This is a genomic window from Streptomyces sp. enrichment culture, assembly GCF_964272895.1.
Classification (GTDB): Bacteria; Actinomycetota; Actinomycetes; order Streptomycetales; family Streptomycetaceae; genus Streptomyces.
Genome location: NZ_OZ186832.1, coordinates 3275722 through 3293637 on the forward strand (window position 1 = coordinate 3275722; position 17916 = coordinate 3293637).

General features: G+C 72.2%; 16 protein-coding genes. 5 read left to right on the plus strand and 11 right to left on the minus strand.

Translation table 11 applies throughout. The features are described 5' to 3' along the window. Positions 1-3: 3 nt before the first annotated feature. Positions 4-822: a hypothetical protein gene (locus tag ACSU6M_RS14760; protein ID WP_437070169.1), complete on the minus strand. Its 819-nt coding sequence runs from the start codon at positions 820-822 to the stop codon at positions 4-6. 76 nt (positions 823-898) lie between these two features. Here ACSU6M_RS14760 and ACSU6M_RS14765 point away from each other — a divergent pair, with 76 nt between their 5' ends. The 4 genes from ACSU6M_RS14765 to ACSU6M_RS14780 all read left to right on the plus strand — a co-directional run bounded on the left by ACSU6M_RS14765 (position 899) and on the right by ACSU6M_RS14780 (position 4154). Further along, the gene (locus ACSU6M_RS14765) at positions 899-1684 is read left to right on the plus strand and encodes an SDR family oxidoreductase (RefSeq protein ID WP_437070170.1); all 786 of its coding nucleotides are present in this window, start codon (positions 899-901) and stop codon (positions 1682-1684) included. A 126-nt stretch (positions 1685-1810) separates the two neighbouring features. Further along, complete coding sequence (locus ACSU6M_RS14770) at positions 1811-3370, plus strand: sodium:solute symporter family protein (RefSeq protein ID WP_437070171.1); 1560 nt, start codon at positions 1811-1813, stop codon at positions 3368-3370. A gap of 98 nt (positions 3371-3468) precedes the next feature. Next, positions 3469-3864 carry a hypothetical protein gene (locus ACSU6M_RS14775; protein ID WP_437070172.1) on the plus strand — a complete coding sequence of 132 codons (396 nt, stop codon included), beginning with the start codon at positions 3469-3471 and terminating at the stop codon, positions 3862-3864. Positions 3865-3974: 110 nt separating this feature from the next. Then, positions 3975-4154, plus strand: coding sequence for a hypothetical protein (locus tag ACSU6M_RS14780; RefSeq protein WP_437070173.1), 180 nt, complete (start codon positions 3975-3977; stop codon positions 4152-4154). A 9-nt stretch (positions 4155-4163) separates the two neighbouring features. On the opposite strand, the gene ACSU6M_RS14785 is transcribed toward ACSU6M_RS14780, so the two are convergent. Further along, a complete protein-coding gene (locus ACSU6M_RS14785; protein WP_437070174.1) occupies positions 4164-5276 on the minus strand; it encodes an ADP-ribosylglycohydrolase family protein in 1113 nt (370 codons plus the stop codon). A 172-nt stretch (positions 5277-5448) separates the two neighbouring features. Here ACSU6M_RS14785 and ACSU6M_RS14790 point away from each other — a divergent pair, with 172 nt between their 5' ends. Continuing rightward, entirely contained in the window at positions 5449-5970 is a 522-nt protein-coding gene (locus tag ACSU6M_RS14790) for a DUF2165 domain-containing protein (RefSeq protein ID WP_437070175.1), read from the plus strand. Here ACSU6M_RS14790 and ACSU6M_RS14795 read toward each other — a convergent pair. The 9 genes from ACSU6M_RS14795 to ACSU6M_RS14835 form a co-directional block, all read right to left on the minus strand. After that, positions 5963-6526 (minus strand): hypothetical protein, encoded by a 564-nt coding sequence (locus ACSU6M_RS14795; protein WP_437070176.1) that lies wholly within the window; start codon positions 6524-6526, stop codon positions 5963-5965. The genes ACSU6M_RS14790 and ACSU6M_RS14795 overlap by 8 nt on opposite strands. 121 nt (positions 6527-6647) lie before the next feature. Then, the gene (locus ACSU6M_RS14800) at positions 6648-9233 is read right to left on the minus strand and encodes a bifunctional FO biosynthesis protein CofGH (protein WP_437070177.1); all 2586 of its coding nucleotides are present in this window, start codon (positions 9231-9233) and stop codon (positions 6648-6650) included. Positions 9234-9400: 167 nt separating this feature from the next. Further along, the gene (locus ACSU6M_RS14805; protein WP_437070178.1) at positions 9401-10246 is read right to left on the minus strand and encodes an LLM class F420-dependent oxidoreductase; all 846 of its coding nucleotides are present in this window, start codon (positions 10244-10246) and stop codon (positions 9401-9403) included. A gap of 69 nt (positions 10247-10315) precedes the next feature. Continuing rightward, positions 10316-11767: an aldehyde dehydrogenase family protein gene (locus ACSU6M_RS14810; protein ID WP_437070179.1), complete on the minus strand. Its 1452-nt coding sequence runs from the start codon at positions 11765-11767 to the stop codon at positions 10316-10318. Between the two features lie 46 nt (positions 11768-11813). Then, positions 11814-13535 (minus strand): N-acyl-D-amino-acid deacylase family protein, encoded by a 1722-nt coding sequence (locus ACSU6M_RS14815; RefSeq protein WP_437070180.1) that lies wholly within the window; start codon positions 13533-13535, stop codon positions 11814-11816. Between the two features lie 96 nt (positions 13536-13631). Then, a complete protein-coding gene (locus tag ACSU6M_RS14820) occupies positions 13632-14750 on the minus strand; it encodes an LLM class flavin-dependent oxidoreductase (protein WP_437070181.1) in 1119 nt (372 codons plus the stop codon). A gap of 95 nt (positions 14751-14845) precedes the next feature. Beyond that, entirely contained in the window at positions 14846-15616 is a 771-nt protein-coding gene (locus ACSU6M_RS14825) for an SDR family NAD(P)-dependent oxidoreductase (protein WP_437070182.1), read from the minus strand. Positions 15617-15626: 10 nt separating this feature from the next. Next, complete coding sequence (locus ACSU6M_RS14830) at positions 15627-16541, minus strand: LLM class F420-dependent oxidoreductase (RefSeq protein WP_437070183.1); 915 nt, start codon at positions 16539-16541, stop codon at positions 15627-15629. Continuing rightward, complete coding sequence (locus ACSU6M_RS14835) at positions 16538-17764, minus strand: amidohydrolase family protein (RefSeq protein WP_437070184.1); 1227 nt, start codon at positions 17762-17764, stop codon at positions 16538-16540. Before ACSU6M_RS14835 ends, ACSU6M_RS14830 begins: the two co-directional genes overlap by 4 nt. Between the last annotated feature and the right edge of the window lie 152 nt (positions 17765-17916).

Below are 17916 nucleotides of genomic sequence, written 5' to 3' on the forward strand. Positions count from 1 at the left end.
CGCTCAGCGCAGCCGGTCGACGTAGGTGTCGGTGCCGGGGACCGTCGGGACGAACGGGGCGACCAGCTCCACCCGGCCCGCCCCGGTGCCGAGGTCCGCGAAGTGTTCCGCCCAGCACGCGCGCGGGTCGGCCTCCAGGAACCACAGCAGGGTCAGCCGGGTGTCGACGCCCTCGACCTGTTTCACGTACGACATCCTCTCCAGCGGCAGCGGGGTCGGCCGGAAGACGGTGACCATGGCGGCGGGCGAGCCGGCGAGCCGCCGCGGCAGGTCCCGGACGGTCAGCCGGTGCAGCAGTTCGGCGCGTTCCTCGGCCGAGTCCGCGTCGACGACCTCCAGCACCAGCCCCTGGTAGGGGTGGTCGAGGGCGTGGATGTCGCGCGGTCCTGCGGCGCCGTCCCGGTAGACGGTCGCCTCGTGGTCCTGGAACGCGGTGAAGACATGGGTCCGCTCGCGGTGGACGCGGGCGTCGCGGTTGAGGCGCTGGTTGATCGCCACGGTCCAGCGCATGTGGTCGTCGTAGCGGCCCTCGGTGATCCAGTACGTGGAGAGGTAGCACCCGGTGGTGACCGGCTGGGCGACGGCCGAGGTCTCCGGGTACCGGAGCAGTTGCAGATCGCGGGTCGCCACCCAGCGGCGGCCGGCGAACATCCACGGCATGGCCATCGCGCCCGCGTAGTAGTGGTCGTCCTCGTACCAGCGGTTGTAGGCGTACTCGTGGCCGGGGTGCGGCTCGACCATGGTGATCAGGGCGTGTCCGGGGCGGACGGCGTAGGGGCCGGCGGAGGCCAGTTCGGCGTAGAGGTCGCTGCGGGTGTCCATCGTGGTTCCCCTTTCCTGCGGTCCGCCCTACTCTGACGGACCGTCAGATGACGCGCCAGAGCCGGGGAGGGTGCTCATGTCACTGCTCGCGGGCAGGACCGTCGTCGTGTCGGGCGTCGGGACGGGGCTGGGGCACCGGGTCGCGGCGGCGGTGGTGCGGGACGGGGGGAACGCGGTGCTGGGGGCGCGCACCGAGGCCGGCCTCGCGGCCTGTGCGGCCGAGGTCGATCCGGGCGGGGCGCGCACGGCGTACCGGGCGACGGACATCACCGACGAGGGGCGGTGCGAGGCGCTGGCCGAGCTGGCGCGGGAGCGGTTCGGGCGGATCGACGGGGTGGTCCATGTCGCCGCGTGGGACGGGTACTTCGGCGGTCTGGCGGACGCGGACTTCACGGCCTGGCAGAAGGTGCTCGACGTCAATCTGCTGGGGACGCTGCGGATGACGCGGGCCTGTCTGCCGCTGCTGCGGGAGCGGGGCGGGTCGGTGGTGTTCATCGGGACGCAGTCGGCGGTGGCGGCGCCCTCGCAGGTGCGGCAGGCGGCGTACGCGGCGTCGAAGGGGGCGCTGACCAGTGCGATGTACTCGCTGGCGCGCGAGTTGGGGCCGGACCGGATCCGGGTCAACACCGTGCTGCCGGGCTGGATGTGGGGGCCGCCGGTGCAGGCGTACGTGCGGTTCGCGGCGCGCACGGAAGGGGTGGCGGAGGCGGAGGTGCTGAGCCGGCTGACCGGGCGGATGGCGCTGCCCGAGCTGGCCACGGACGGGGATGTGGCGGACGTGGTCGCGTTCCTGCTCTCGGACAGGGCGAGGGCGGTCACCGGGCAGTCGCTGCTGGTCAACGCGGGGGAGCTGATGCGCTGAGTTCACATGTATGAACCAAGGCCATCATGACGAATACTTTTACCTCCCTTTGACCTTACGCTGCCTTGTCGTGCTCACGCACGACCGCCCACGATGAGCGCCGGGCTGAACCCTGGGAGGGCGCACATGAACGGTCTCGACTGGGCCGTGCTCATCGGCTATTTCGGCGTGATGGTGGCGATCGGCGTCTGGTCGCACAAGCGCGTGGACAACGTCAGCGACTTCTTCACCGCCGGCGGCAAGATGCCCTGGTGGCTGTCCGGCATCTCGCACCACATGTCGGGCTACAGCGCGGTGATGTTCACCGGTTACGCCGGGATCGCCTACACCTACGGGGTCACGTCCTTCGTGACCTGGTCCTTCCCGATCGCCCTCGGCATCGCCATCGGCTCGAAGCTGTTCGCCCCGCGCATCAACCGGCTGCGCTCACGGCTCCATGTGGCCTCTCCCCTGGAGTATCTGAAGAACCGCTACGACCTCAAGACCCAGCAGGCGCTGGCCTGGTCGGGCATGCTGCTGAAGATCGTGGACGTGGGCGCGAAGTGGGCGGCGATCGCGACGCTGCTGTCGGTGTTCACGGGCGTCAGCCTGAACCAGGGCATCCTCATCACCGGCACCATCACCGCCGTCTACTGCACGATCGGCGGTCTGTGGGCGGACGCGCTCACGGAGCTGGGCCAGTTCGTGATCCAGTTCCTCGCCGGGATCGCGATGTTCGTCGCGGTCGTCGTGGAGCTGAACGACAAGGGCATCGGCTTCCTCGGCGCCTGGGACGAGCCGGAACTGCAAGGGCACGGGGAGCCGCTGGTCGGGCCGTACGGCACGGTCTTCCTGCTCGCCTTCCTCTTCATCAAGCTGTTCGAGTACAACGGCGGCATGCTCAACCAGGCCCAGCGCTACATGGCCACGCCCAACGCCCACGAGGCCGAGCGCTCGGCGCGGCTGTCGGCGGTGCTGTGGCTGGTCTGGCCGCTGGTGCTGTTCTTCCCCATGTGGATGTCCCCGCTGCTGGTCGAGTCCCAGAAGGCGGACGGCTCGGACTCCTACGGCCTCATGACGGAACAACTGCTCCCGCACGGCCTGCTGGGCCTGGTCATCGTCGGCTTCTTCTCCCACACCATGGCCATGTGCTCCTCCGACGCCAACGCCATCGCCGCGGTGTTCACCCGCGACTGCGCGCCGGTGGTCTGGCGGCGGGCGCGGGCCTGGAGCGAGGGGCAGGGCCTGCGGGTCGCCCGTATCACCACCGTCGTCTTCCTGGGCCTGTCCATGGCGGCGGCGACCCAGGTCAACTCCCCCACCTTCGGCGACATCATCACGGTCGTCATCAAGTGGGTCGCCGGACTGATGGGCCCCATGGCCATCCCCATGATGCTCGGCCTCCTCCGCCCCTTCCGCCGCTCCGGCCCCACCGCGGCCCTCACCAGCTGGGCGACCGGCCTCTTCGCCTTCTGGCTGGTCAACTACCCCATCCACTGGAACGTCGACGGCGGCGTGCCCCTGCAGTACCAGGTCTCGATCCCCCTCGCGGTCTCCCTGGTCCTGTACATCCTGATCGGCTTCCTGAAGCCCGAGGACACCCCCGAGCGACTGGCCCTCATCGAACGCATCAACACGGACGACGACAGCACGTCAGCCACGCTCCCCGAGCCCCACGAGGCGGCAGCCACCCCCGTGAAGGACTAGACGCCCCGTCGCGGTGGAGGGCGGTTGAGGTGGTGCACCCCACCTCAACCGCCCTCACCTGTTCTCAGAATTTCTCACACCGAGATAGTGTGAGGGCCATGAGCAAGAACATCGCGGTGGATGACGCGACCTTCGACCAGATCACCCTCCTCGCCCGCGCCTGGGAGGTCTCGCCCGGGGACGCCGTGCGTCGGCTGATCGAGCACTTCCAGCGACCGGGCGCCGCCGCACCGGCCGCTGCCGGGGGCGGTGGCCAGCGCGTGGCGGTGCACGCCCTCTACGGCGGTGTCCGCATCGAGGGCGAGTACGACCCCGCCACCCGGACCCTCACCGTCACCGAGGGCCCGGCGATCGGCCACTACCGCTCCCCCAGCGGTGCGGCCAGCGCCGTGCTCCAGGCCCTCAACCCCAAGGTCAAGCCCAACCGCAACGGCTGGAGCTTCTGGACGATCACCGAGAACGGCAGGCTCCTGCAGACGCTGCGCCACCCGTGAACCCCTGCCTCAAAGATGCAGACTTGCTCCTCAACTTGAGAACGAGTACTCTCGTGAGTCCAGCAGGCGGTGGTCGGCACACCACCGCCCCTCACGGAAGGGAGCCGTCCTTGCCCCATGACCCCCTACTCACCCAGCGAGCCGCCCTGGTGCTCCTGCTGGCCGCACTCACCGGCATCGGAGCGGGGGTGCTCACCGCCTGGCAGGGCCACGGCGCGGCGGCGGCCGTCGGTGCCGGTCTCGCCGCGTTCGGGCCCGGTGTCGTGTTCTTCCACCTCGTCATCGCCTGACCGGTGGGCCTACCGCGGATAGCGGGTCAGCCAGGCCGGTGATGATGCTGTGGGGCCGTGCAGGGCTGGGCCCTGGGTCATTTCCATGGCGAAGTCGTCGGAGAGTTCCAGGATGGTGGGGCGGCCCTCCAGTTCGGCCAGCCAGGCCGGGGGGAGGGCCGTTTCGCCGTGGAGGGCTCCGAGGAGGGCGCCGGTGAGGCAGGCGGTGGGGGCGGAGGGGCCGCTGTGGTTGACGGCGAGGCGCAGGCCGTGGCGGACGTCCTCGGCCACGAGGGCGCAGTAGACGGCGGCGGCGAGGACTGCCTCGCCGGAGCCGTCCCCGGCCAGTGCCGCCACGCGGGAGGGGGCCGGGATGCCCTGGCGTACCGTGCCGAGGGCCCGCTGGAGGGCCTCGGTCACCGGCTCGTGGCCGGGGCGGGCGGCGAGCAGGCCCATCGCGCGCTGCACGGCCCCGTCGAGGCCGTCACCGCGGGCCAGTGCGTGCACGATCACGGCGTATCCGCCCGCCGCGAGCCCCGCGACGGGGTGGCCGTGGGTCTGGCTGGCGCATTCGAGGGCGAGCTGGACGACCAGTTGCGGCTCCCAGCCGACCAGCAGCCCGAAGGGCGCCGAGCGGGCCGCCGGTTCGGGCCCGCGGGCGTCGGGGTTCTTGGGCGCCTCCAGGGTGCCCATCGTGGTGTCGCCGAGCCCGAGGAGCAGCGGCCGGGTCGGGCCGCGGCGGGCGTACAGCCACTCCTCGCGGGCCAGCCAGCCGTCGTCCTTGCGCCGCTCGTCCGGCCCCCAGTCCCGCTGGGTGGCCGCCCAGCGCAGATACGCCCGGTGCAGATCGGTCGGCGGATGCCAGGCGCCGGTGTCCCGGCGCACCTGGGCGCGTATCAGCCCGTCGACGGTGAACAGCCCCAGCTGCGTGAGATGGGTGACGGCCCCGCGCCGCCCGTACGCCGGCAGCAGATCGGTGACCCCGTCCGGCCCGTGCGCCTCCAGGATCCCGTCCAGGTCCAGCCCGTCCACCGGCGTACCCAGCGCGTCCCCGACCGCGGCCCCCAGCAGCGTCCCCCGCACCCTGCTCCGGAAGTCCTGCTGCTCCGCCCGCCCCCACACGGACCCGGCCGTCCCACTCACCAGAACCTCCCGGGGCACCGTCCATACGTACGACAGCTCAGCACTGTAATCGACCCTGAACGGCCGTCTCAGGGGACGAACCGGCCGAGAAGGTGCCGGTTCCGGTCCGCCCGGCGCGGCTCGGCCGATGCGGACCGGGCGGTGTGGATCGGAGCGGTCCGCGGAGGGGAAGATGACGGCCATGTCCACCAACTCATCCCCCCACGCGCGTGTACTCCCCCTGGCCGCAGGGCTGTTGACGGGTGTCGTCGCGCTCTACGTCAGTCTCGTCGCGCTGGGCAACATCACCGATTTCGACACCAATCAGCAGTTCGTCCGGCATGTGCTGGCCATGGACACGACGTTCAAGGACGAGGACCTGATGTGGAGGGCCGTGACGAGCACGGCGCTCCAGGACGCCGCGTATGTGGCCATCATCGTCTGGGAGACGGTCGCGGCGCTCGTCCTCCTCTACGGCACGTGGCTGTGGGGGCGGCGGCGGCAGGAGCTCGCGCGGCGGGTGTCGACGTACGGGCTGCTGATGATGATGCTGCTGTTCGGGGCCGGGTTCATCGGGATCGGCGGCGAGTGGTTCGCGATGTGGCAGTCGGAGGACTGGAACGGGCTGGACGCGGCCACGCGGGTGTTCCTGATGAGCGGCGTGGTCCTCGTCCTCGTCCAGCTGACCGGCCGGGACGGCGAGTCCGCTAGCTGACCACCCGCACGGTCGTCCCCGTCGTCGCGAACGCCCAGAGCGCGTCGCCCGCGTCCTTGCCCGTGCGGATGCCGCCGGTGCGGCGGCCCTGGGCGGGCGGCGGGGAGGAGCCGTCGAGGGCGTTGGAGAAGGCGATGTCGATGCCGTCCTTGTTGGCGAAGAACACCACGTGCTCGATGGGCACCCCGTCGGAGCCGGTGGTGGTCTCGGTGCGGGTGCCGATCCGGTAGGTGCCGGGGTCGGGGGCGACCGTCCCCGGCCAGACCGTGAAGGAGCGGCGGGTCGCGTCGCTCGCGTCGACCAGCCAGACCCGCTGCTCGCCGAGGGAGTACACGATCCGGCGACCCGTGCCGGAGCCCTTCGGCACGGCGGGCGGGGCGGTCTCGGTGACCTTCGGCTTCGGCTCGGCGCTCACGGGCGCCGAGACACTGGGCCGGGCCGCCGTAGGCTCGGGGTGCGGTCCCTGGTCGGCCCGCACGGCGAGGACGGCGACCACGGCGACCGCGCCCGCGGTCAGTCCGGTGACCCAGGCCCACGAGGGCAGTCGGGCAGACACGGGGCGCCTCTCCTCAGTCGCTCAGTCGCTCCGCCGGCTCAGGCAGTTCAGGCAGCTCACCGAGGCCGCCGGCGTTCGCATCATCGTACTGCCCGGCGGCCACCCGCCAGGCTCCGCCCGCTCAGTCCAGCACCGGCAGCAGCTGCGGCAGATGGCCGTCGGAGGCGGCCGCCGCCTCCTGCCGCTCCCGCGGTACCTCGCCGTAGAGCGTGGTGCGCGGGCGGGCCGGACGCCCGGCCGCCTCGGCGATCGCCAGCAGGTCCCGCACCGACTTGTAGGAGCCGTAGGAGGAGCCCGCCATCCGGGAGATCGTCTCCTCCATCAGCGTGCCGCCGAGGTCGTTCGCCCCCGAGCGCAGCATCTCCGCCGCGCCCTCGGCGCCCAGCTTCACCCAGCTCGTCTGGATGTTGGGGATGTACGGGTGCAGAAGCAGGCGGGCCATCGCGGTCACCGCCCGGTTGTCCCGCATCGTCGGGCCCGGCCGCGCGATGCCCGCCAGATACACCGGCGCGTTGGTGTGGATGAACGGCAGCGTGACGAACTCGGTGAAGCCGCCCGTGCGTTGCTGGATCTCCGCCAGGGTGCGGAAGTGGCCCAGCCAGTGCCGGGGCTGGTCGACATGGCCGTACATCATCGTGGACGACGAGCGGATGCCCAGCTCGTGCGCCGTGGTGACCACCTCGATCCAGGTGGCCGTGGGCAGCTTGCCCTTGGTCAGCACCCAGCGCACCTCGTCGTCGAGGATCTCCGCCGCCGTGCCCGGAATGGAGTCGAGGCCCGCCTCCTTGGCGGCCGTCAGCCACTCCCTGATCGACATGCCGGTGCGGGTCGCCCCGTTCACCACCTCCATGGGCGAGAAGGCGTGCACATGCATGCCGGGCACACGGGACTTCACCGCCCGCGCGATGTCGAAGTACGCCGTCCCCGGCAGGTCGGGGTGGATGCCGCCCTGCATGCAGACCTCCACCGCGCCCACCTCCCACGCCTGCTGGGCGCGGTCGGCGACCTGCTCCAGGGACAGCGTGTAGGCGTCGGCGTCCGTTCTGCGCTGGGCGAAGGCGCAGAACCGGCAGCCGGTGTAGCAGACGTTGGTGAAGTTGATGTTCCGGGTGACGATGTACGTCACCTCGTCCCCGACCGCCGACTTCCGTACGTCGTCGGCGACTTGGCACAGCGCGTCCAGGGCGGGCCCGTCCGCGTGCAGCAGCGCCAGCGCCTCGGCGTCCGTCAGCTTCGTCGGATCGCCGGCCGCGACCCGCAGTGCCTGACGTACATCGGTGTCGATGCGCTCGGGGGCCATGCCGGGGGCGGCGGCCTCGCGCAGGGCGCCCCAGTCGCCGTACACCTCGTCGAAGTCGTCCCGGCGGTCGCTCGTGCGGCCCTCGGTGTCGATGGTGGCGTGCAGGTCGGTGCGGCCGGAGGGCACGAAGACCTCCTCCGGCTCCTGCCAGGGCAGCCCCTCGGGCAGCGCCCCGGCGCGCGCCAGGCCCGTCTCCGGGTCGGCGAGGGCGGCCACGTGGGGGCGCAGCCGCGGGTCGAGCCAGGGCTCGCCGCGCCGCACGAACTCCGGGTACACACAGAGGCGTTCGCGCAGCTCGAAACCGGCGGCCGCCGACCGTGCGGCCAGTTCCTCGATCTGCGGCCAGGGGCGCTCGGGGTTGACGTGGTCGATGGTCAGCGGGGACACCCCGCCCCAGTCGTCGATGCCGGCCGCGATCAGCCGCTCGTACTCGCCCTCGACCAGGTTCGGCGGCGCCTGGAGGCAGGCGGAGGGGCCGAGGATGTGCCGGGCGACGGCCACCGTGGCGACCAGTTCGTCCAGTTCCGCGTCGGGCATGCCGCGCATCGCCGTGTCGGGCTTGGCGCGGAAGTTCTGGATGATCAGCTCCTGGATGCCGTGGTAGGCCCTGGACACCTTCCGCAGCGCGAATAGGGACTCGGCGCGCTCCTCGTACGTCTCCCCGATGCCGATCAGGATGCCGGAGGTGAAGGGCACCGAGGAGCGGCCCGCATCCTGAAGCACCCGCAGCCGCACGGCGGGTTCCTTGTCCGGGGAGCCGTGGTGGGGGCCGCCGGGCTCGGACCAGAGCCGGGTCGCGGTCGTCTCCAGCATCATGCCCATCGACGGCGCGACGGGCTTCAGGCGCTGGAAGTCCGTCCAGCTCATCACGCCCGGGTTGAGGTGGGGCAGCAGTCCCGTCTCCTCCAGGATGCGGATGGAGATGGCCCGGACGTAGGCGATGGTGTCGTCGTAGCCGTGCGCGTCCAGCCACTCGCGCGCCTGCGGCCAGCGGTCCTCCGGCTTGTCGCCGAGGGTGATGAGGGCTTCCTTGCAGCCGAGGGCGGCGCCCTTGCGGGCGATGTCCAGCACCTCGTCCGGCGACATGAACATCCCGTGCCCGGCGCGGCGCAGCTTTCCGGGGACGGTGACGAACGTGCAGTAGTGGCACTTGTCGCGGCACAGCCGGGTCAGGGGTATGAAGACGCTCTTGGAGTACGTGATGACGCCGGGGCGCCCGGCCTGGGCGAGACCGGCGTCCCGCACCCGGCCCGCCGACGCGACGAGGTCGTCCAGTGCCTCGCCGCGTGCCTGGAGCAGCACGGCCGCCTCGGTGACGTCCAGGGCGACGCCGTCGCGGGCGCGTTTGAGCGCGCGTCGCAGGGAGTTCTCGGTCGGGCCGGTTCCGGGGGCCGCGGAAGTCGTCATCCTTCGAGCATACGGAGGGGCTCCGCCGGTTCAGCGAGGTCGGGGGCGCCCTGGGAGCCGGGGCGCGTCGCCGGGTGCGGGTCCGTCGCGGTGGTCGCGCCCACGCGGCGGAGCCGCCTAGGGGTGACGGCCTCGCGCCCCCGGGGCCGGCCGGCGGCCACCCGCGCTCACAGGTACGCCATGCACGCGTCCAGTGCGCGCAGCGCCTCGGCCTCACCCGCCGGCGGCAGTTGCACCACCACCTCCTCGATGCCGAGGTCGGCGTAGTGCGCGAGCTTGCCGGGGTTCGGGCGGACGGCGTACGGGACGACGTGGAGGGCGTCCGGGGCACGGCCCGCGTCGGCCCAGCGGGCGCGCAGCTCGGGCAGGGACGTGGACAGGCCGCGTCCGCCGAGGGGCAGCCAGCCGTCGGCGTACTCGCAGATGTGGCCGAAGAGCTTCGGTCCGGCCGCGCCGCCGACCAGCGTGCGGGGCCCGGTCACCGGACCGCGCGGCTTCTGTGCCGGCTTGGGGTGCGCGAAGCTCGCCCGCACACTGCCGAACTCGCCCTCGTAGGCGGTGGGTTCCTCCGTCCACAGGGCCTGCATCAGCCGCATCCGGTCGCGGACCAGCTCGCGCCGGGCCCACCACTTCACCCCGTGGTCGGCGGCCTCCTCCACGTTCCAGCCGAAGCCGACGCCGAGGGTGAGGCGGCCGCCGGAGAGGTGGTCCACGGTCGCGATCTGCTTGGCCAGGCCGATCGGGTCGTGCTGGGCGACCAGGGTGATGCCGGTGCCGAGGCCGAGCCGCTCGGTCACGGCCGCCGCCTGGCCGAGGGCGACGAAGGGGTCGAGGGTGCGGCCGTACTCGCGGGGCAGCTCGCCGCCGGCCGGGTACGGGGTGGTCCGCTCCACGGGGATGTGGGTGTGCTCGGGCAGATACAGCCCGGCGAAGCCCCGCTGCTCCAGCTCGCGGGCGAGCCGGACCGGGGTGATCGTCTCGTCGGTGAGGAAGATCGTCACGGCGATGCGCATTCCTCATCTGTACCGCCGCAGCCCCGACCTGTCCATACCGACCAGTCGGCATAACCTGCTGCGGGGTCCTCACCCCGGCCACACCACCGCCTGCACCTCGCTGTAGGCGTGCAGGGCGTACGAGCCGCAGTCGCGGCCGACCCCGCTGGCCCGGAACCCCCCGAAGGGCGCCTCCATGTTCCGGCCGACCGTGTTCACCCCGACCCCGCCCGCGCGCAGCCGGCGTGCCACGCGGAAGGCGCGGGCGGCGTCGCCGGACCAGACGTAGTCGATCAGGCCGTAGTCGCAGTCGTCGGCGAGGGCGATGCCTTCCTCCTCGTCGTCGAAGGGGATCACGACGACCACGGGGCCGAAGATCTCCTCGCGGGCGACCCGCATGTCGTTGGTGCAGTCCGCGAGGAGGGTGGGGGCGACATAGAACCCCTTCTCGTACGGCGGCCGTTCGCCGCCCGCCACGACCACCGCGCCTTCCTTGCGCCCGAGTTCGATGTACGCCTCGACCCGCTCCCGGTGCGCCGCGGAGATCACCGGGCCGACGACGGTGTCCGGCTCGCGCGGGTCACCGACCCTCAAGCGGCGCGCATAGGCGGCCAGTTGCTCGACCAGGCGGCCGTACACCACCCGCTGGGCCAGCACCCGGGTCGGCGCGGTGCAGATCTGCCCGCTGTAGAAGGAGAAGGTCGTGCCGATGCCGGTCACGGCGGAGGCGAGGTCGGCGTCGTCGAGGACCAGGGCCGCGCCCTTGCCGCCGAGCTCCATCAGCTGCCGTTTCATGTCCCGGCCGCACACCGCGGCGATGCGCCGCCCGACGGCCGTGGAGCCGGTGAAGCTGACCATGTCGGTGTCCGGCGAGCCGACGGCCGCCTCGCCGACGGCCGTCGACCGCCCGGAGACCACGTTGACGACACCGGGCGGGACGCCCGCGGCCTCCAGCGCCTCCGCCATGCGGTAGACGGAGAGGGGGTCCTGCGGGGCGGGCTTCACGACGACCGTGTTGCCCATGGCGAGCGCGGGGGCGACCTTTCCGGCCGTGTTGGCCCAGGGGTTGTTGTACGAGGTGACGCAGGTGACGACGCCGACGGGCCGGCGTATCGCCAGCGCCCCCAGCACAGCCGCCGGCCCCATCGGGCCCGCCTCGTTGATCTGCGGAGGGATCGCCCACTCGGCGGGCTCCGGGCGCGCGTACCGGCGGAAGCGGGCCGCGGCGACCCCCACCTGCATCCCGCGGGCCGTGGCGGTGGTCGCGCCGGTCTCGGCCTGGGCGAGGGCGGCGTACGCCCCGGCCCGCTCGCGGATGATCGCCGCGGCCCGCCCGAGCATGGCGCACCGCTCCTCCGCCGGCGTCCGCGACCACGCCCCGAACGCCTCGCGGGCCGCGGCGCACGCCGCGTACACCTGCTCCGCCGATGCCTCGGGGGCCAGGCCGACCGTGTCCTCGGTCGCCGGGTCGAGGACGTCGTAGTAGCCGCCGTCCGGCTCCACCCAGGCGCCGCCGACGAACAGCCGCTGCCGCCCGCTCACTTCGCCACCCCCGCCCCGGCCGGGACCCGCCGCTCGCCCCGGGCGCTCACCGGGTCGCCACCGTCCTCGTGTCCCGGCCCGACCGCAGCACCCGCCCCGGCACCGCACCGGTCACCGTGTCGTCGCGGATCGTCTCGACGCCGTTGACCCAGACGGCCCGGACGCCGAGCGCGCGCGAGTCCAGGCGGGGGCTGTCGCCCGGCAGGTCGTGCACCAGGGTGGCCGGGCCCGCGTCGATGCGTTCCGGGTCGAACAGGACGAGGTCGGCGTGGAAGCCCTCCCGGATCCGGCCGCGCTCGCGCAGCCCGAACAGCCGGGCGGGCTCGTCGGTGAGCATGCGCACCGCCTCCTCCAGTCCGGCCAGCTGCCGCCCGCGCAGACAGTCGCCGAGGAACCGGGTGGTGTACGGCGCCCCGCACATGCGGTCCAGATGCGCGCCCGCGTCGGATCCGCCGAGCAGCACGTCCTCGTGCCGCCAGGTCTCGGCGCGCAGGGCCCAGGAGGCGGGGTCGTTGTCGGTGGGCATGGGCCACAGGACCGTCCGCAGATCGTCGGCGGCGCAGATCTCGACCAGGCAGGCGAAGGGGTCCTGGCCGCGTTCGGCGGCGATGTCCCGTACGACCCGGCCGGTCAGCCCGGCGTTGCGCTCGCTGTAGGTGTCGCCGATGACGTACCGCCCGAAGTCGGTCAGCCGCCGGAAGACACCGGCCGCCTCCGAACGGGCCTGCCGCAGCATCTCCTCCCGTACGGCCGGATCGCTCAGCCGCCGGACGCGCTCGGGGACGGGCAGGCCGAGCACTTCTCCCCATCCGGGGATCAGGTTCAGCGCGCAGAACGTGCCGAGCGACATGTTCATCGGGGTGAGGATGGGCATGGTCAGCGCCACGACCCGCCCGCCCGCCTTGCGGGCCCGCTCGCTCGCCAGCAGCTGGCGCGGTACGCGGTCGGGGGCGGCGGCGTCGACGGTGAGCACGTTCCAGTTGAGCGGCCGTCCCGCGGCCGCGCTCATCTCCGCGAGCAGGTCGATCTCGGTGTCGCTGAAGCGGTCCAGGCATCCGGCCACGATGGCCTCGATCTGCGTGCCCTCGTGCTCGCCGACCGCACGGGACAGGGCGAGCAGTTCCTCGGGGCCGGCGTGCCGGGAGGCGACCGGCCGCCCGTCCCCGTCGGAGTGCGTGGCCGACTGGGTCGTGGACAGCCCCCAGGCCCCCGCGTCCATGGCGTCGCGCAGCAGCCGCACCATGGCGTCCAGCTGCTCGCGGCCGGGCTGCCCGCCGATCGCCTCCGCCCCCATCACGTACCGCCGGATCGCGCAGTGCCCCACCATGAACCCGGCGTTGACGGCGATCCGGCCGTCGAGGGCGTCCAGGTAGTCGCCGAAGGAGTGCCAGTTCCACGGCGCCCCCTCCTCCAGGGCGACCAGCGACATCCCCTCCACCTTCGCCATCATCCGCCGGGTGTAGTCGGCGTCCTGGGGGCGGAGCGGCGCCAGGGTGAAACCGCAGTTCCCGGCGGCCACCGTGGTCACCCCGTGGTTGAGGGAGGGCGTGGCGTACGGGTCCCAGAACAGCTGGGCGTCGTAGTGGGTGTGCGGGTCGACGAACCCGGGCGCGAGGACGAGCCCGGAGGCGTCCTCGCGGGTGCGGGCGCCTTCGGCGACTTTGCCGACGGCGGCGATGCGGCCGTCGCGGATGCCGACGTCGGCGGTGAAGGCGGGGGCGCCGGTCCCGTCGACGACGGTGGCACCGGAAATGACGTGATCGAACATGAACGTTGCCTCCTTGACGCCGGCGAGGGGACGTACCTGAAGGGGCGCGGGGAACTGCGCGAGAAGCCACGACGCACCCGCACCCCGGCGGCAAGCTCAAGCCCCGCGGCGGAACCGCGATGTCCGATGAACCGGATCCGTGTCGATCCGAGGAATCACGTGCTCCCCGATCAGCCGGATCGTCTGCAGCGTCTCCTCCTTCGGCACCCCCACCGGCAGCCCGAAGCACAGCTGGTCCGCCCCGGCCTGCTCCCACCGCTTGCACTGCCGCAGCACCTCGTCGGGATCCCCGCAGATCAGCAGCTCCTCCTCGATCAGCACCTCCACGAACTCCGGCGTGTAGGGGGGCAGGGTCTCCGGCCAGACGGGGAACCCCTCCGGCCGGGGGAAGGTGTCGTGGTACCGGAAGACGAGCGAGGGCAGATAGTGCAGCCCCCCGTTGACCGCGATCTCGATCGCCTCGGCGTGCGTGGGCGCGCAGATCGCCGTCGTCGTCACCATCACGTTGTCGTTGACGAAGTCCCCCACCGGCGCCGCGTCCACGATCGCCGTCTTGTACTGCTCCAGCACCCACTCCATGTCGGACACCTTCTGGATGCTGAAGCCCAGCACCCCGAGCCCCTTGCGGGCGGCCATGGCGTACGACGGCGGCGACCCGGCGGCGTACCACATCGCCGGGTGGGAGGCCCCGTACGGCTTGGGCAGCACCTTGCGCGGCGGCAGCGACCAGTGCTTGCCCTGGAAGCCGGCGTACTCGTCCTGGAGCCACATCTTGGGGAACTCGGCGATCGTCTCCTCCCAGATCTCCTTGGTGTGGTTCATGTCGGTGATGCCGGGCAGGAAGCCGAGGATCTCGTGCGATCCGGCGCCGCGTCCGCTGCCGAACTCGAAGCGGCCCTCGGAGAGGTGGTCGAGCATGGCGACCTTCTCGGCGACCTTCACCGGGTGGTTGACCTGGGCGAGCGGGTTGAAGATGCCCGAGCCCAGGTGGATGCGCTCGGTGGCGTGGGCGAGGTAGCCGAGGAAGACGTCGTTGGCGGAGAGGTGGGAGTACTCCTCCAGGAAGTGGTGCTCGGAGGCCCAGGCGTACTTGAACCCGGACCGGTCCGCCTGGATGACGTATTCGGTCTCCTCCATCAGCGCCTTGTGCTCGGCGAGCGGGTCGGTCTCGGCGCGCTTGCCGACGTATCCCTGTACAAAGATCCCGAATTCCACGGAGGTTCACCGTCCCGGGGTCGCTGCGTTCTGACGGATCGTCAGATTGAGGACTCTGGCACCGCCCGTCCGGATGGTCAAGAGCTGACGGCTCGTCAGATAATGCTGACCCCGGCCAGCCAGCCGCCGTCGATCACGAACGGCTGCCCGGTGATGTACGAGGAGTCCTCCGAGGTCAGGAACAGCGCCAGCCGCGCCACCTCCTCCGGCCGGCCGACCCGGCCGAGCGGCACCAGCCTGCGGTACAGCTCGTCCAGGGCACGGGCCGTCTCCTCCGGGTCGGCGTCCGGGTCCAGCCGGGAGGGGTTGGACATCGGGGTGTCGACGGCGCCCGGGCAGATGGCGTTCACCCGGATCCGCCGCCGCGCCAGCTCCAGCGCGGCCACCCGCGTCAGCCCGAGCACGGCGTGCTTGGTGGCCGCGTACGCGCCGACCGCGGCCATGCCGGTGAGGCCGGTGTAGGAGGCGGTGTTGACGATGGTCCCGCCCTCGCTCAGCCGCGGGCCGACGGTCTTCACGCCGAGGAAGCAGCCGACCTGGTTGACCCGTACGACCTCCATGAACTCCTCCAGCGGGGTGTCCACAAGGGCGTTGAAGCGCAGGACCCCCGCGTTGTTGACCAGCCCGTCGACCCGGCCGTACGCCCCCTCGACGGCGGCGACCGCCTCGCGCCACCCGCTCTCCGACCCCACGTCCAGATGGAGGTACCGGGCCCCGATCTCCTTGGCGAGCGCCTCCCCCTGCTCGTCCAGCACGTCCGTCACGACGACCTCGGCGCCCTCCTCCCGGAACAGCCGCGCCTCCTGCTCGCCCTGCCCGCGTGCCGCGCCGGTGACGATCACGACCCGGCCGTCCAGTTTGCCCATCGGTCCTCCTCTACAGCAGCGGCGCCACCTCGGCGCCGAACGCGGCGATCTGGTCGGTGAGTTCGGTGCGGCTGCGGCTGCGCAGGCGCACCTGGAGGTGGTCCACGCCCATCGCCCGGTAGGCGCGCAGGGACTCGGCCAGGGCGTCCGGCGGCCCGGTGAGGGTGCGGCGCCCGGTCTCCCAGGCGGGCCGGCCGACGTACAGCGGCTCGGCGATGGCACCGAAGGCGAAGGGTCCGTCCAGGCCCGCCTTCTCGCGGAGCGTCCTGACGCGGGTGATCTTCTCGGCCAGCCGCTCCCGCGGGTCGCCCTGCGGCAGCCAGCCGTCCCCCTGGAGCGCGGCGCGGCGCAGGGCGGGCGCGGAGGAGCCGCCGACCCACAGGGGTACGTGCTCCTGGGCGGGCCGGGGCCGCTGGCCGAGGTCCTGGAAGTCGTAGAACTCGCCGTGGTGCTCGGGGAACTCCTCCGGCCCGAGGGACCGTCTCAGGGCCTCGACCGCCTCGTCGAGCACGGCCCCGCGCCGCTCGAAGCCGACGCCCAGCGCCTCGAACTCCTCGCGCACGTGCCCCGCCCCGACGCCGAGGATCAGACGGCCCTGGGAGAGCCGGTCGAGGGTGGCGTACTGCTTGGCGGTGAGCAGGGGGTGGCGCAGGGCGACGACGGCCACATGGGACAGCAGCCGGGTGCGGGTGGTGTGGGCCGCCAGGAAGGCGAGGGTGGCGACGGGGTCGTACCAGACCGTGCTCATCGCGGCCGCGAGGCGGCGCGGGATCGCGACATGGTCGCAGCAGGCGATGTACGCGAACCCGGCCCGGTCGGCGGCCCTGGCCGTCTCCGCCAGGTCCTCGGGTCCGGCGGTGGTCTCCCAGGGCTCGGCGTAGAGGGTGCTCTGCGACTGGACGGGGAGCTGGATGCCGTACCTCACGGCCGCCAGAGCCCCTCGGGGGTGAGCTGCAGCAGCTCGATGGCGTTGCCGCGGACGATCTTCTCGACGGTCTCCGGGTCCAGGTGCCCCATCTGGGCCTCACCGACCTCGCGGGACTTGGGCCAGGTCGAGTCGGAGTGCGGGTAGTCGGTCTCGTAGAGGACGTTGCCCACGCCGATCGCGTCCAGGTTGCGCAGGCCGAAGGCGTCGTCGAAGAAGCAGCCGTGGACATGGCCGGCGAAGGTCTCCGAGGGCGGGCGGGTGACCTTGTCGGCGACCCCGCCCCAGCCGCGGTTCTCCTCCCAGACGACGTCGGCGCGCTCGAGGATGTAGGGGATCCAGCCGATCTGCCCTTCCGCGTACATGACCCGGAGGTTCGGGAAGCGCTCGAACTTGCCGCTCATCAGCCAGTCGACCATCGAGAAGCAGCAGTTGGCGAAGGTGATGGTGGAGCCGACGGCGGGCGGGGCGTCGGCGGAGGTGGAGGGCATGCGGCTGGAGGAGCCGATGTGCATGGCGACGACGGTGCCGGTCTCGTCGCAGGCGGCGAGGAAGGGGTCCCAGTCGTCGGTGTGCACGGAGGGCAGTCCGAGGTGCGGGGGGATCTCGGAGAAGGCGACGGCACGGACGCCGCGGGCGGCGTTGCGGCGGACCTCGGCGGCCGCCAGCTCGGCGTCCCAGAGGGGGATGAGGGTGAGCGGGACGAGCCGCCCCTGCGCCTCGGGGCCGCACCACTCCTCCACCATCCAGTCGTTGTAGGCGCGCACGCACAGAAGGGCGAGGTCCCTGTCCCGCGCCTCGGTGAAGGTCTGCCCGCAGAAGCGGGGGAAGGTGGGGAAGCAGAGGGCGGACTGGACGTGGTTGAGGTCCATGTCGGCGAGGCGGGCGGGGACGTCGTAGGAGCCCGGCCGCATCTGCTCGTAGGTGATGACCTCCAGCCGTATCTCGTCCCTGTCGTAGCCGACGGCGGTGTCGAGCCGGGTGAGGGGGCGGTGGAGATCCTCGTAGACCCACCAGTCGCCGAGGGGACCGGATTCTCCGGGTTCGCCCATGACGGGCCTGAAACGCCCTCCGAGGAAGGTCATCTCCTTCAGCGGGGCGCGGACGATCCGGGGCCCGGTGTCCAGGTACTTCCTCGGCAGCCGCTCCCGCCAGACGTCCGGCGGTTCGACGGTGTGGTCGTCGACGGAGATGATGCGCGGAAAGTCGGGGTTGGTGTCCATGTCCGCCACCGTAGCGCCGATCTGACGGACCGTCAGCTGGCCGGGCACGGGCGGTGGATGTGAGGGCCTTGTGGACTCCCGCGAGTCGCCCTGTGATCGGCGTCTCGCACGGCTGACGCATCCGCCGTGAACAAGGCAAACTGACGGAGTTG

Bases quoted from the DNA above. Each gene is read 5' to 3' on its own strand.
- ACSU6M_RS14760 (WP_437070169.1), bottom strand. From the start codon at position 822: ATGGACACCCGCAGCGACCTCTACGCCGAACTGGCCTCCGCCGGCCCC.
- ACSU6M_RS14765 (WP_437070170.1), top strand. From the start codon at position 899: ATGTCACTGCTCGCGGGCAGGACCGTCGTCGTGTCGGGCGTCGGGACG.
- ACSU6M_RS14770 (WP_437070171.1), top strand. From the start codon at position 1,811: ATGAACGGTCTCGACTGGGCCGTGCTCATCGGCTATTTCGGCGTGATG.
- ACSU6M_RS14775 (WP_437070172.1), top strand. From the start codon at position 3,469: ATGAGCAAGAACATCGCGGTGGATGACGCGACCTTCGACCAGATCACC.
- ACSU6M_RS14790 (WP_437070175.1), top strand. From the start codon at position 5,449: ATGACGGCCATGTCCACCAACTCATCCCCCCACGCGCGTGTACTCCCC.
- ACSU6M_RS14800 (WP_437070177.1), bottom strand. From the start codon at position 9,233: ATGACGACTTCCGCGGCCCCCGGAACCGGCCCGACCGAGAACTCCCTG.
- ACSU6M_RS14805 (WP_437070178.1), bottom strand. From the start codon at position 10,246: ATGCGCATCGCCGTGACGATCTTCCTCACCGACGAGACGATCACCCCG.
- ACSU6M_RS14815 (WP_437070180.1), bottom strand. From the start codon at position 13,535: ATGTTCGATCACGTCATTTCCGGTGCCACCGTCGTCGACGGGACCGGC.
- ACSU6M_RS14825 (WP_437070182.1), bottom strand. From the start codon at position 15,616: ATGGGCAAACTGGACGGCCGGGTCGTGATCGTCACCGGCGCGGCACGC.
- ACSU6M_RS14835 (WP_437070184.1), bottom strand. From the start codon at position 17,764: ATGGACACCAACCCCGACTTTCCGCGCATCATCTCCGTCGACGACCAC.